Source organism: Citrobacter sp. Cf118 (genome assembly GCF_030334095.1).
Taxonomy (GTDB): domain Bacteria; phylum Pseudomonadota; class Gammaproteobacteria; order Enterobacterales; family Enterobacteriaceae; genus Citrobacter; species Citrobacter freundii.
On the sequence record NZ_JAOWES010000069.1, the window covers coordinates 1 to 12,814 of the forward strand.

The 12,814-nt window shown below is 45.1% G+C and carries 15 protein-coding genes; 3 read left to right on the forward strand and 12 right to left on the reverse strand.

Going from position 1 to position 12,814, the window contains the following annotated elements:
* Window positions 1-1,077, forward strand: a protein-coding gene (locus tag OGX67_RS07430) for an IS3-like element ISSen4 family transposase (RefSeq protein ID WP_171866509.1) whose coding sequence is annotated in 2 segments (ribosomal slippage) — window positions 1-215 and window positions 215-1,077 — 1,078 coding nt annotated over the 2 segments. Because the reading frame shifts where the segments join, the coding sequence is not laid out codon by codon here. This gene is flagged as partial in the annotation.
* Window positions 1,078-1,103: 26 nt separating this feature from the next.
* On the opposite strand, the gene OGX67_RS07435 is transcribed toward OGX67_RS07430, so the two are convergent.
* Window positions 1,104-2,294, reverse strand: coding sequence for a tyrosine-type recombinase/integrase (locus tag OGX67_RS07435; RefSeq protein WP_048998164.1), 1,191 nt, complete (start codon window positions 2,292-2,294; stop codon window positions 1,104-1,106).
* A gap of 259 nt (window positions 2,295-2,553) precedes the next feature.
* Here OGX67_RS07435 and OGX67_RS07440 point away from each other — a divergent pair, with 259 nt between their 5' ends.
* The gene (locus OGX67_RS07440; RefSeq protein WP_222137759.1) at window positions 2,554-3,762 is read left to right on the forward strand and encodes a tyrosine-type recombinase/integrase; all 1,209 of its coding nucleotides are present in this window, start codon (window positions 2,554-2,556) and stop codon (window positions 3,760-3,762) included.
* A 259-nt stretch (window positions 3,763-4,021) separates the two neighbouring features.
* Entirely contained in the window at window positions 4,022-4,693 is a 672-nt protein-coding gene (locus tag OGX67_RS07445) for an EAL domain-containing protein (RefSeq protein WP_222137760.1), read from the forward strand.
* Between the two features lie 41 nt (window positions 4,694-4,734).
* Here the strand turns inward: OGX67_RS07445 and OGX67_RS07450 are convergent, their stop codons facing one another.
* From OGX67_RS07450 to OGX67_RS07500, 11 genes are all read right to left on the reverse strand, one after another.
* Window positions 4,735-5,409: a phage baseplate protein gene (locus OGX67_RS07450; RefSeq protein WP_222137761.1), complete on the reverse strand. Its 675-nt coding sequence runs from the start codon at window positions 5,407-5,409 to the stop codon at window positions 4,735-4,737.
* A 29-nt stretch (window positions 5,410-5,438) separates the two neighbouring features.
* Window positions 5,439-7,310, reverse strand: a complete 1,872-nt coding sequence (locus tag OGX67_RS07455) for a hypothetical protein (protein WP_257651824.1) — start codon at window positions 7,308-7,310, stop codon at window positions 5,439-5,441.
* Window positions 7,303-7,497 carry an uL22 family ribosomal protein gene (locus OGX67_RS07460; protein ID WP_222137762.1) on the reverse strand — a complete coding sequence of 65 codons (195 nt, stop codon included), beginning with the start codon at window positions 7,495-7,497 and terminating at the stop codon, window positions 7,303-7,305. The genes OGX67_RS07455 and OGX67_RS07460 overlap by 8 nt, the downstream gene beginning before the upstream one ends.
* 91 nt (window positions 7,498-7,588) lie before the next feature.
* Window positions 7,589-8,638, reverse strand: a complete 1,050-nt coding sequence (locus OGX67_RS07465) for a major capsid protein (protein ID WP_222137763.1) — start codon at window positions 8,636-8,638, stop codon at window positions 7,589-7,591.
* Between the two features lie 16 nt (window positions 8,639-8,654).
* Entirely contained in the window at window positions 8,655-9,032 is a 378-nt protein-coding gene (locus tag OGX67_RS07470; RefSeq protein WP_222137764.1) for a hypothetical protein, read from the reverse strand.
* Between the two features lie 3 nt (window positions 9,033-9,035).
* A complete protein-coding gene (locus tag OGX67_RS07475; protein ID WP_222137765.1) occupies window positions 9,036-9,266 on the reverse strand; it encodes a hypothetical protein in 231 nt (76 codons plus the stop codon).
* Between the two features lie 629 nt (window positions 9,267-9,895).
* Window positions 9,896-10,240 (reverse strand): hypothetical protein, encoded by a 345-nt coding sequence (locus OGX67_RS07480; RefSeq protein ID WP_109956654.1) that lies wholly within the window; start codon window positions 10,238-10,240, stop codon window positions 9,896-9,898.
* Window positions 10,233-10,619: a hypothetical protein gene (locus OGX67_RS07485; protein ID WP_257651823.1), complete on the reverse strand. Its 387-nt coding sequence runs from the start codon at window positions 10,617-10,619 to the stop codon at window positions 10,233-10,235. The genes OGX67_RS07480 and OGX67_RS07485 overlap by 8 nt, the downstream gene beginning before the upstream one ends.
* A 109-nt stretch (window positions 10,620-10,728) precedes the next feature.
* On the reverse strand, window positions 10,729-11,013 hold the full coding sequence (locus OGX67_RS07490; protein ID WP_071199476.1) for a hypothetical protein: 285 nt from the start codon (window positions 11,011-11,013) through the stop codon (window positions 10,729-10,731).
* A 13-nt stretch (window positions 11,014-11,026) separates the two neighbouring features.
* Window positions 11,027-12,481, reverse strand: a complete 1,455-nt coding sequence (locus OGX67_RS07495) for a DEAD/DEAH box helicase (RefSeq protein ID WP_222137766.1) — start codon at window positions 12,479-12,481, stop codon at window positions 11,027-11,029.
* Complete coding sequence (locus OGX67_RS07500; RefSeq protein ID WP_170844020.1) at window positions 12,450-12,605, reverse strand: hypothetical protein; 156 nt, start codon at window positions 12,603-12,605, stop codon at window positions 12,450-12,452. Before OGX67_RS07500 ends, OGX67_RS07495 begins: the two co-directional genes overlap by 32 nt.
* Window positions 12,606-12,814: the final 209 nt, after the last annotated feature.

Sequence of the window (12,814 nt, forward strand, 5' to 3'; positions counted from 1 at the left end):
CGAAGCCGAAGCTGGGGTACCCGCCCGTGAACTCTGCCGCAAGCATGCCATTTCCGATGCCACGTTTTACACCTGGCGTAAGAAGTATGGCGGTATGGAGGTGCCTGAAGTTAAGCGCCTGAAGTCGCTTGAGGAAGAGAACACCAGACTCAAGAAGCTGCTTGCCGAAGCCATGCTGGATAAAGAGGCGCTTCAGGTGGCTCTTGGGCGAAAGTACTGACGACAGACCAGAAGCGGGAAGCCGTGATGTTGATGTGTGATGCGACCGGTCTGTCGCAACGTCGTGCCTGCAGGCTTACAGGTTTATCCCTGTCGACCTGCCGCTATGAGGCTCACCGTCCGGCTGCTGATGCGCATTTATCAGGGCGCATCACTGAGCTGGCACTGGAGCGCAGGCGTTTTGGCTACCGTCGTATTTGGCAGTTGCTGCGCCGTGAAGGGCTTCATGTTAATCATAAGCGCGTGTACCGGCTTTATCACCTCAGTGGCCTGGGCGTAAAACGCAGAAGACGTCGTAAAGGGCTGGCAACAGAACGTCTGCCGCTGCTCCGTCCGGCGGCGCCCAATCTGACCTGGTCGATGGATTTCGTCATGGACGCACTTTCCACCGGTCGCAGGATCAAGTGTCTTACCTGCGTCGATGATTTCACAAAGGAATGCCTGACGGTCACTGTTGCCTTTGGGATTTCAGGCGTTCAGGTCACGCGTATTCTGGACAGCATTGCACTGTTTCGAGGCTATCCGGCGACGATAAGAACTGACCAGGGGCCGGAGTTCACTTGCCGTGCACTGGATCAATGGGCCTTTGAGCATGGTGTTGAGTTGCGCTTAATCCAGCCGGGCAAGCCAACGCAGAACGGATTTATTGAGAGCTTTAACGGACGATTTCGCGATGAATGTTTGAATGAGCACTGGTTCAGCGATATCGTTCATGCCAGGAAAATTATTAATGACTGGCGGCAGGATTATAACGAATGCCGCCCGCACTCCACGCTGAATTATCAGACACCGTCTGAATTTGCAGCGGGCTGGAGAAAGGGTCATTCTGAGAATGAAGATTCCGACGTTACTAACTGAGTGTTGTATCTAATCGTGGGGGCAGGTCAGCCTGACCGTACTGCTGAATTCAAATCAATGATTAGATTGCCATACCACTGCATCATCTCCCTCCTTCCCTCTAGATACTGAGCATGGTTATACGTTCCACGAATTGAGTTCTTATCGACGTGAGCCAGTTGTAGCTCGATCCAAGCTGAGTTAAATCCCTGCTCATGCAAAATAGTACTCATCGTGTGGCGGAATCCATGCCCCGTAACACGCCCGGCATAGCCGATACGCCTGACCAGCACAGTCAATGCCATATCACTCATCGGTTTCTTTGGATTATTACGTCCTGGGAACAGCAACGTTCCCGCTCCCGTCATGGGTTTAAGCTGATTAAGCAAGTCAATTACCTGGCTTGATAACGGAACCAGATGAGGGCGGCGCATTTTCATGCGCTCTGCTGGCACGTTCCAAACCTTCCGCTCAAAATCAAACTCCTGCCACTCCGCTTGCCTCAATTCCCCAGGCCTTACTCCAGTCAAAATAAGTAATTGCATCGCTATTTTAACAAGTACACTACCTGCGTAGGTGTTCAGAGTTTGAAGAAACTCTGGCAATTCATCCTGGGTCAAAAAAGCATAGTGCTCTTTCTCATGGGGAGCTACTGCGCTGGCTAGATCAGGAGCTGGATTGTACTCAGCCCTGCCAGTCACAACGGCATACTTCCAGACCTCTCCACAACGCTGGCGAACCTTACGGACCTTCTCAGTTGCTCCTCGAACTTCTATCTTTGAAAGAACAGCAAGCAACTCCATCGGTTTGATATCTTTGATTGGCCGGTGACCGATATAAGGGAACACATCCTTTTCAAAGGTTCTCAACATTTCTTCGCGGTAGGAGACAGACCAGCGGTCATAGCGACGCTGATACCACTCCCGCGTGATAGCCTCAAAAGAGTTTTCTGCATCTTGTTGACGACTAAGTTTCTCAATTTTCCGTTCAAGAGAAGGATCGTTGCCAGCCGCTAATGTCCTTTTTGCATCCTCACGCTTATTTCTGGCTTCAGCTAAAGAAACATCGGGGTAAACGCCAATAGCGAGCAGCTTCTCTTTACCTAGCGAACGGTATTTGAGACGCCAGTATCTTTTACCGTTGGGATTAACCAGCAGGTAAAGACCACCACCATCAGCGAGTTTGTAGGGCTTATCTTTAGGTTTTGCAGTTTCAACCTGACGAGCTGTCAGCTTCATTGGGGGTACCTCTCAGCAGGGGGTACAATTATACCCCCATCCATACCCCCACATTGAGCTTGACCCTGGGGGAGTACAATTGAGTTCAATAGACTAATAGAATGCTATAACTGCTGATTTATCAAGGGAAAATTGAGTTTGGTAGACTTCAGAAGACTTGAGTTTGGAGCGGGCGAAGGGAATCGAACAAAGAAGCCCAGGAACCGCGAAAGATCTCAACATTGGTAGTTGATAGCGGAGATTTTAGAGGATTAATCTCATGTCTATCAAGGGCCAATCTTATCTTTATCCAACTGCGGAAGGAGTCTGGATGTTTCAGATCTTCATCCCGTCGTACATGCGCCACATCTTCGGGGGGAAACGTCTCTACCGGAAATCAACGGGAACCAAAGACCTTAACGCCGCTAAGCACTTCCGTAATCACATGCTGATCGAGTGGAAGACACTCAAGGAACAGTATTCCCCGAATACGGAGGAACGGCGCATACAAAACGCCATAGCCGGATTGCATAAACAAACCATGCTACGCGCCCCACTCCAGACAGTGCCAACGTTAACCGCTATCCGCGATCAATACGCTGACAGATACAGAGATAAGCGCTCATTCTCGACGCTGGCTAAATCTGCTCGTGCCGTAGAAGTATTTCTTACTTCTCTTAATCGTGCAGACATTCAGATCACTGAGGTCAGACGCTCACAAGTGGCAATGTTCATCAACCAGCAGGACAAGAAAGCCCCTCAAACCGTGCAGAACTGGCTAACATGCCTGGGAAGTCTGTACGAGTATGCGCGGAGGAGTTACGACGACATAACACCAGATAACCCGTTTCACGGTCATAACCTCGAGGCAAGGCGAACAATTGAGAGCTATCAGCCGTTTGAGCCTGACCAGATGCAAAAGCTACTTGATGCAGCAGAGTCGGAAATCAGGAACATTATAATAATGGGGCTGTTTTCAGGATGCCGCCTTGATGAACTGGCAAGCCTCAAGAAGTCAGAAATCAAAACGGTGGAAGGTGTACGCACGTTCTTCATTTCAAAGTCGAAGACTAAGGCTGGAATCCGACATGTGGCGATTCACTCCCGACTAACTACAATTGTCGATGAATACCTAAGCCACGGCTATGGAGAATACCTATTCCCACAGGCTAACAAGATTAACCGTGCTGACGGTAAGAAAGGCCCATTCTACTCACAAGCGTTTACCAGGCTACGCCATCGTGTATTGCCTACCGCTACAGATCGTCAATGTTTCCACAGTCTCAGGGGGCATTTTATCACTTGCCTGGATCGGGCTGGCATTCCTGAACAAAGAATTGGTTACATTACCGGGCATTCTTCCCAGGCCGCAGCCACAGAAGCGTTTAAGACATACAGCGCTGGATGTTCCATGAAAGAGCTATCCGACTATGTGGAAATGGTAGATTATCCCGAGTTGATCTTTTCAAAAACGGAAAAAGGGGCGTAAGCCCCTTTTTTATAAACAAATTGATTAGATTAATAAGCTATTATTTATGAATTATACACGCCAATTCTTGCTTTACAAACAAAGCAAGATTAAAATAGTAACAAAAGAGCATAAAACCCTTAACACTAAAACCAAAAAAAAAACAAAAACCTACCAAAATTCAGTAGGTTATACACTTAAATAACAGAAATCATTATTGATTTTTTGTTACAAACACCACATTATGAATGAACCTATGTAGAAATTTAAGGTGTTTGTTATGGATACTACATTCATTGCTGAACCTATAGTAAGCATTGACGAAAAGTTGTTGGGCGTTGAGCTTCTCACTCGCTTCATTTCCCCAGATGGACGCCCCCTTCATCCTGAGTTCGCAATTTCATCTTGGGATTTAGATAGGAAACGGCTTTTCCTATACGAACAATGCGGAAACATTGCCAGTATGCAAAAGTGGTTCGAACGAAAGAATCTATTTTGTACACTGAACATTGATCAGCAAATGGCTTTTCTGATACGTCATGACTACATACTTAGACAAACTTTCGAATCGATGCCATTCATCAAACTTGAGCTTTCTGAGAATTTCCCAGGTTTAGATAAAGGATTAAATAGCCCCTTGTTAAAGTCGCTGAGCCAGGGTGTGAATGGGCTGTGGCTCGATGACCTTGGGGCAGGTAATTCGAATGTAGTTAGTTTGATAGAAGGTTACTTTGAAGTAGTAAAAATAGATCGCATTTTCTTTAATGAGCAGGTGAAAAAACCAACCTTCTACGAATTAATTGTATTAATTAAAAAATACTGCGACAAAATTGTTATTGAAGGCATTGAGGATAGAAAAAGTATAGAAATCTTGCGTGAAGTAGGCATTTGGGGGTTACAGGGTTATCTTTTTAAATCCATCCCATTTGAGAACGTAGATTCGTTGGTATAGCTCGAATCATCTTCCTTGTAAAAGGGGCAAAATGCCCTTTTTTATTTCTTAAATTCCGTAGTAACCGTATCACCCTCGGTTTTCTTAGATGCATTGTTCACCACCCTTTGTTTCACCGTACCGCCTACAGATTTATTCCCCTGCGTTTTAGTAGCAATTACATTAACTGTAGCTTTGCTAACAAGTCTGATCTGTTCAAATTCAAGATCGAATTGCATCGCGTATTCAGATTTATAATCGTAACTGATTCCAGAGAGAATGACATTCTCATACACTTTGTGCTCTGTCACTAATGTAATAGGCTGACGACTATCAAAGATTTTATCAAGATACTGGATAGCCTGAGAAATACGAGTACCATTAACGCCAGCACTGTATAATAAATCTTTCTCAAGCCTTACCGGAGTTTCTGTAATAATTCCTGATAGCTTGAATGTATTATTCTTAATCTGAACGTGATCACTCACTTCTGCCCTGCTCTCAACGGGATAGCTTGTAATGTCTGCCTGTCTGCGTATTCCCGTATCCGTCACGGCATCAAATACAATTGCCTGATAGTTTTGAATGTAGCTATCAGAAGCTGGATTATAAACAGATGCAAGAATAGTGAATCCGTTTTCACCTTTATTACGTGTAGCACTGCTGTTATTACTATTTGAGGTTGAATTGATTCGGGAAGAATCGCCCCCGATTGTTAAACTTCCTGGTGTTGCCATTTTATTTTATTCCTTACGAAGAGGGGCAATTAGCCCCCCGTCCCTTGTCCAGATGAAACAGCCAGCACCATGCGCTGATTGTTCTGATTAATACGCTGATCCACGCTCGCATTTAGCATGTTTCCGAATGTCGGATCAGGGGCAATAGTGAGAGAGATCATTCCTTCCGGCAGGTTATTTTGTAATACTACAGGTTGCACCATCGTATTATTAACTGGCGGTGTTGCTGTAGCCGCTGCGGATTGTTTCAACATCGAAACAGGAGAATAATCACCGTTAGCGCCCTGTGCGTAGCTGCTCACGTCTTTAGCATCGCCTGTGCCGTTCCACCACTCGCGCACCGTATCAAACACATTATGCGGGTGTGTGCCGTCTGCTTTAGGCTGGCTGGCTCCATAGGCGTTAGCCACAGGATTACTTCTAGGCTGTGCAGGTGCTGACGTTGTGCCGTAATGCTGGCTCACCGCCTCTTTAGTTGTGTTGTCACCATTGAGGAGGTTTAGCTTGCCTGTGATCCAGTTGGTTAGCTTCATTAGGCCGTCTACAACATCACCCGCCGCTTTCCCTAAGCCTTTGAAGAAGGGTAACGCCTCCTGCATAGCTTCCTTAAACTCTTTAACCGTCGCAGGGTCGAGAGACTCCATGAAACCTTCAAAGAAGGCCAACTTCTGGCTATCGTTGAGAATGTCCATTTCCTGATTGAATTTGCGATAGGCTACAAGCTGATCTTGCTGTTCCTGGTTCAACCATTGCCCGTTACGCTTGAGCACGTCCACCTGATCAGTGAGTGCCTTACCTTGATTGCGGAAAGCACCCACATACAAACCCATGTCATCACCAAGCTGTTCCAAAGATGCGAGGATTTGCTCTGAGGATTTCCCTTGTTTTTCCAAGGTGTTAACATAGGCAGAGGTAAAGCCCATCGGGTTTGTTTGGTATCGGCGTAAATCGTCCATCGTGAATCCGGCAGTGTTCACTGCTGACAGAATCCCCTGATCACCACCTTTCCACTCTCCAGACTTCTTATCGTATTTAGCCTGGTTGAGGGTTTGACCAATGCGATCCTGAATATCCTTATAATTATCAAGGAGTTTTCTCATTCCCTGCAAGCCCATACCGGAATCAATCCCGTTAGCCGTCGCATACTGGCTTTGTGCTTGTAGCGCGTTGTAATCAACGTTCCCTAATCTGGCACGCTGTACAATCTCGCTACGCTCTTCCTGTGCCGTTACTGCATCTTTGCCCCAAGAATAAGCGCCATAAGCCGCCGCACCGATACCAGCGCCAGCAATCGCCCCGCCACCTAAGCCCATCAGAGAGCCAGAGATCGCCCCTGTCGCTTTACCACCGCCAGCAAGAGCGTTAGCCCCTCCCGCCTTTGCCGCTGCCCTACGCTCTGCGTTAATGCGTCTGTAGCTCTGCTGGAGGCGCTTAATCTCGCTGTTTTGGCGTTGTAGGCTGATCGTGCCCTGGGAGTACGCTTTAGTTATGCGTGACGCTGCCAGTGCTGCCTGTGTAAGCTCAACATTGGTAAGGTGCTGCATACTCTTAAAGCTGCTTGCCGTGTCGAGTAGCTTCAATTCAGCACGTTCTCTGCGTACTGCTGTTCTTTGGGCCTCTTTCGCTGCCTGTTGCTCTACACGAAGCGCGGCTTTAGCTGCCCTTGCCTTTTCTCGTTCATCGCTATTACGAGGCTTAGAGGCTTTCTTATTCAGCTTATCTAATTCTCTTTCAGCAGACTTTAACCCCTGATTGAATTTTTTCATGTTCAAAGTGGGGTCTTTCATACCTTTCGCTTTTTTCTGAATTTGATCGAAAGCGTCCATAGCTTGCTTCATTGAATTACGATCAACGGTGAATGTCACCACGTTATTAATTTTACTGGTCTGAATTTCAAGCATTATTACCCTCCTTGCTTGTCAGATAATGCAGAGCATCGCTAACACTCATCCCACGGTGTAAAAGCTGGCGTAAATGTGTTGGGCTGACTTCAAGCAAACGAGCTACAGCAGAGAGATTTAATAGCTGTTCTGCTGTTGTATTATCAAGATGCAGATGAACACCTTTACTCTTGAGTATAATTTCCATAAAATGGACTCCTTACAAATAAAAAAGGGGAAAGCGTATTTCTACGCCCTCCCCTATGCTCATAGTTTTCTATTGAACTTTATTTAAAGTTCTATTTCTTCGCCGCTGGCGCAATGCTACCGAAAACGATCGCTGTAGGGATGTTATTAATTGGTAGATAGCTGGTTTCTGTTGCAATAGATGGGAATTGCCATTTTGCATCTGAAACAACATACTGATTATGCAGAGTAGCACTCTTGCCGAGTGTTAAATGACGAACGCCGATCCCAGTGTGCAGCACCAGTGCATTACTCCCCTCACTCATGCGTGGGATGACGGCGAACCCGTCCACACCGATCTTGTCACTAATGAGGCTATAGCCTGTTACATCGATCACCGTGATCCCGTTCAGAGTCCACACCTCGTAAGCCGGATTACTTTCTACTGTTCGAGTGTAGAAGTTGTCAGAGCTATTTACGCTTAGGGTGTACACCATGAAATCTTTAATAGATGGATGATACCTTAGCGCCTTTGCCGCTAAGCCAGAAGCCAGGATCACAGCGCCTTGTTTCTGTTGTGCCAGGCCATCACCAAGAGCCACATTCTGAATACGGGCAATTTCGCTTAGTTGTTCGAAGATGTTCGCCGTGTCGGAAGTGTCCAGGGTGTATTCTGTACGAGCACCGCCAGCAAGGAAATCAAGATCACCCTGTCCGGCATAGTCGCTGTTAACACGAAGTCCTAACAGAGCATTCACCAGATCAATTTCAACGGCATTTTCTGCCATAGAATACTGACTATCTGAGAAATCGCTAAGGGCGATTGACACTTGATCGGCAGTGTCAGCAATTCCACGCGCGGCGTATTGTTGCAGGTCAAGAGAGGTAACACTGTTTAGAATACCGTGGTATTTAAGCTGGTATAGTGCATTGCTAAATTCTGGACGTTGTGCAGAGTTCCAATCGCTTTGAGCGTATGGGCTATTTTCCTTAGCCACCAGATTTTTAACATCGGTAATCTTTTCGAGGGCGATCAGATTTACGTTGTGGGACTCCTGACGGAATAAGCCCAGATTTGAAATAATACGGTTTAGCTGAGTGCTGAAAGTGAACGGGCTTGTAAAACTGTCGTACACTACACCAGAGAATAAATCTTTAGACATTATTTTAATTTCCTTATTAGGTAGTGCGTAGCGCTACAGTGTCAAAGTCAGTAAAGGTAAAGCCAAGAGTGGCAAGCTGCGCTTGAGCTAATGATTTATCAAGGCTACCAAATTCAATACCTGCAAGTGATAGAATGGTATGTTCTGGAGAAGCCACTACAAACGCCTTAGCGCCCACTGGAGCAGGTTCTACGACAACATACGCAATTGCATCAACTGACGTTGCAAGATTCCCACTGGAATCAACAAGGTCGCCCACAATAAGATCGGCGGTAATTGGTGAGGCTGGCTTGATTAGCTTATCCTGCATAATTAGATCTGAGGCATAGGCCACCACTTTGTAACGGGCGTGGCTGTTATCCCCGTTTAATGTTTGAAATGTTCCAAATTGCATTGGTTATTTTCCTTTATTAGCTAATAGTTTTAATCGTCCCTCAAGCCCTGATAATGGGTGAGGCTTCTCTTTGTTTTTTGTGATCGTTGATGTAGGCCAGAATTTTTCTGTAGCCGCTCTAATCTCTTCTACACTCACGCCGAATACATCAGCAGCTTGTTTAATCATCTTTTCAGTGAGGATAATTGAAGAGGATTTATGAGTTATTACACGATCATAGTTCATCAGGAACATGGTGTTTCCTTAACAAATTTGTTACTACAGGGGTGAAATAAGCCCCAATTAAGGGGCTTATGGGAGGCTGGCAATCTTAGGAGGAATCCAGCCGAGATTATTAAACGTGTTTCCACGCTGGCAATAATAACCTATGGAATTTCATTAGCTATTCAGCCTTTCGGGAAGCTCAATAATTAATGAAGAGACAATAACACTCGACAATAGAAACAATGTTCCATTCGTCCAAGATGTTTTCGTCTGACAGCTGCACATTATACAGGCGTATAATGATTACAGTTGTAAAGAGCGGAATTGCTCTTCTATAAAATCACTCGTTGTGAATTACTACCGTTAATAAAGGTGTTCTCCACCGGATACCCCCTATTTATCGAGAAGAGGCAATAAATAAGGCAGTGGAGAATCCTTTGTTAGAAAAACAAACGAAACGTAGCAATAAAGACACAACCAAAAATCAATGAGAGAATGATTTTAGGGAAGAGGGCTTTTCTGGTTCGGCAGGAAAGAGAAAAGCCATTCCTACTATGGGAGTAGTAGAAGCAGAGGAGGCACACCGATCCGTTCAATGTGTCCCCTATCTTTAAGTATAACATTTTCGTTACGAATTGTCAAGCACTTTGAGTGAATAATTATTCACCTTCACATACAGCGCATTCTTCTGCGATCTCTATGGCAAGCTCTCCAAGCTCAAGCGTGATGTATTGGAAGGAACAAGCCAGTTCTTCAAGGTCATTCGCAATGCGCCAGGCCTCTTGCGGTGTGATCGTGCTGCCGTCACGCTGCACCAGTAACGCCACGGACGTTTGCAGGTGCTCAAGCGCTGTAATTGCCTGATCCGTGTGCTTCACGGCTTCCAAGAGCGCGGAGGGCGTTCCTGATCGATGCGCCTGATTGACCAAAGATAATGTTGGCAAATGCCAATTTTCTTCAAAGCTGATAATTTTAGTTTGGATAGTGCTGTATGTGTTAGTCATTATAATTTTCCTTGTCGTCATGAAATAAAAAATCTAAATCTTGAGTGTGATTAGATAGGCCGTTAGTTTGTGAATAGCCTACGTAGTCAATGTAATTTTCTGAGAATAGTTGCCATTTTTTCAGATTGGATGAATCAACCCGGTATTCACGGCGGCGGCGTGGTTTGTAAAAGACAGTTTCAGAAGATGCTAAAACATCCTGCAATAATTCAAACTCTGATCCGGTTGGAACCGTTGGAGGGTGTTCTATTACTTCGGTGTTCCATTCTCCAGGAATAGATTCTCTTGAATAATCTTTAAGCGTGGTAGTGAATTTGCGTTTTGTTGCTCTTACTGTTTTTTCGATTCTGACAATGTTACTGCGTTCTCTTTTTCCCATTCATTCCTCGTAGAGGGAAACTTCCGTGTTTTCTCATTAATGTCCATACTGCGTAAAATGCAAATAGCCAATAGATAGCGACGATCATAAAAGTTTCCCGTAGTGTGTTTTAGAAATTGGTGTAGATAAATTCTACATTATCGCGCTCGATTTGTTTTAGCGTGAAAGATAAATAATTACTTTCATCATCTATCTCAATTACGCCAATGTTGCGCAGAGCACGAAGCCAGAATCTGATCCCGTTATCACTTACACCGGATTTATCAGATAATTCGCCGTAGCTAATTTTTGTTTTCTTACCTTTCCAGAACCAGACAAGCGCGTAATAAACGCTCTTCCCGCTATCGTTGATTTGAATCTGTTTCGTGTTATTCAGTTTTATGTATTGTATCAATTATTCCTCCTGTTTAGTTCCAGTTTCGTTTAACAGTGGCGATTCCCACATTCATTAATTCTCTTGTTTGCTTCTGAGTTAGTCCGTTAGCTTTATGCTTCTGTATTTCGGCGCGGGTATTGTCACCCTTCGATGTATTTCGCTTCTTCCTCGCTTTACCAAAGTTGAGACATTCAACCTTTGCACCTGGGAAATAATGCTCTTTGATGTATTCAGCAGTTGCCAGATCCGGCACTACGAACACCAGAGGGTGATCAGTGTCAGCATTACGTACAGATGTGCGGCTAATAAACTGGTAGCACCGTTCATAATTCATTGCGGCTCGTTGTTTCTGTTCAAATTCTTCAACATCCCATCCGTTAAGCTCTGCATACTGCCGCCATTTACCCTGAAAATCTCTGTCAAGATTACTGCATCCAAGAAACACAGCATTGTGAATGTGCTGGTAGTGGTTTAATCCGTAGGAAGCCATTGAAACACGCTCACCACGGGCAGAATTTGAAAGAATTTCATCTCCAATAGTCGTAAACTGGCACAAGGCTTTATCCCTGTTGGTAGCGAAGATAAATTCACCTGGAACACGCTGGATAATTTCCTGTAGATGTTCGTGAAACACTTTCTGTAATGCTGTCAAAGTGCATCTGTTCTCACATACGGCGACCAGAGAGATCGGCACACTCTTGTGTTTACGTCTTTCAAGTGGTGGCTGTAGATGTTCACCAGCTTCCTCTACTGCATACCCTGCCAGATGTTCAGCAGTCCAGACAAATAAACTACGAGAAGAGCCAGCACCTAAAAGTGTAAATTGTTCAGCCCATTCTACCGATCTGATTATTGGTGACGCAGTAAATGCAAACAGGTGTTTATTTTCTTCATAGAGAAGTCCAGCACCTTGCATAATCGCCCAGAGTAGGCGCTTTAACTCAGCACCGCTCGCCTGTTTTTCATGCCAGTATTTATAAAATTCATCCCGACAATCTTCACGCAGGAATAACAATCCGTCCCGCTCTTCCAGCCATTCCAGGAATGGGAAGTTTTCTTCCGTCTGATCTGTATGCTGCACTTTGATGTAAGCGCCAAACATTGCATCAGGAATTTCGTCAGTTACCACACTGAAATTTTTCAGGAGGTTTTGTAATTCAGGCTCGAATTCTGCACGATAACAGTAATGGATGAAACATTGATGAGTGCAGATAATTACAGAGTGTTCGAAGTCATTCTCAAGAGTTGCCACCAGGTGATTCACTGCTTCTGTTTCAGTGTCTACGTGATAACTCTTAACCCGTCTGTCTTTGAGTTCTTCCCTCACCTGTCCACATAATTCATGTGTTGGCATCACCAGGAGATAACGAGGGGGAATTGCTTCGGAATTTGTTAATAAACTTGATTTGATGTAGTGCTGTAATGTGGTGGATTTTCCAGATCCGCAAATTGCATCAACGTAGGTTATTCTTCTTCTTTGGTTCATTGGTTTCCTCTTTGTTAAGGATTTCTGTTAATAATTCGCTCACCAGTGCGGCGGCGGCTTTATTTTCACGATTGGCACGTTTGATCAGTGCCTGATAAGTCTCAGGGGTGAAGTTGATCTTCATTATCTATTCCTCAAAGTTTATTCAGTGGTCGAAGCGCGGATTTCATCCCATCGCTTCAATACTTCTGTAAGAAAGGCTTCTCTTTCGTGGTATCCACGAGCGCGGCAGGCGTTGCGTAATGCTCGGATGTGGTAACGGGTGGTGGTTCCGTCTTTTAATTGTCGAAGTGTGTCTTCAATGTCGAAGTATCTCAATAGTGCCTCCTTGGT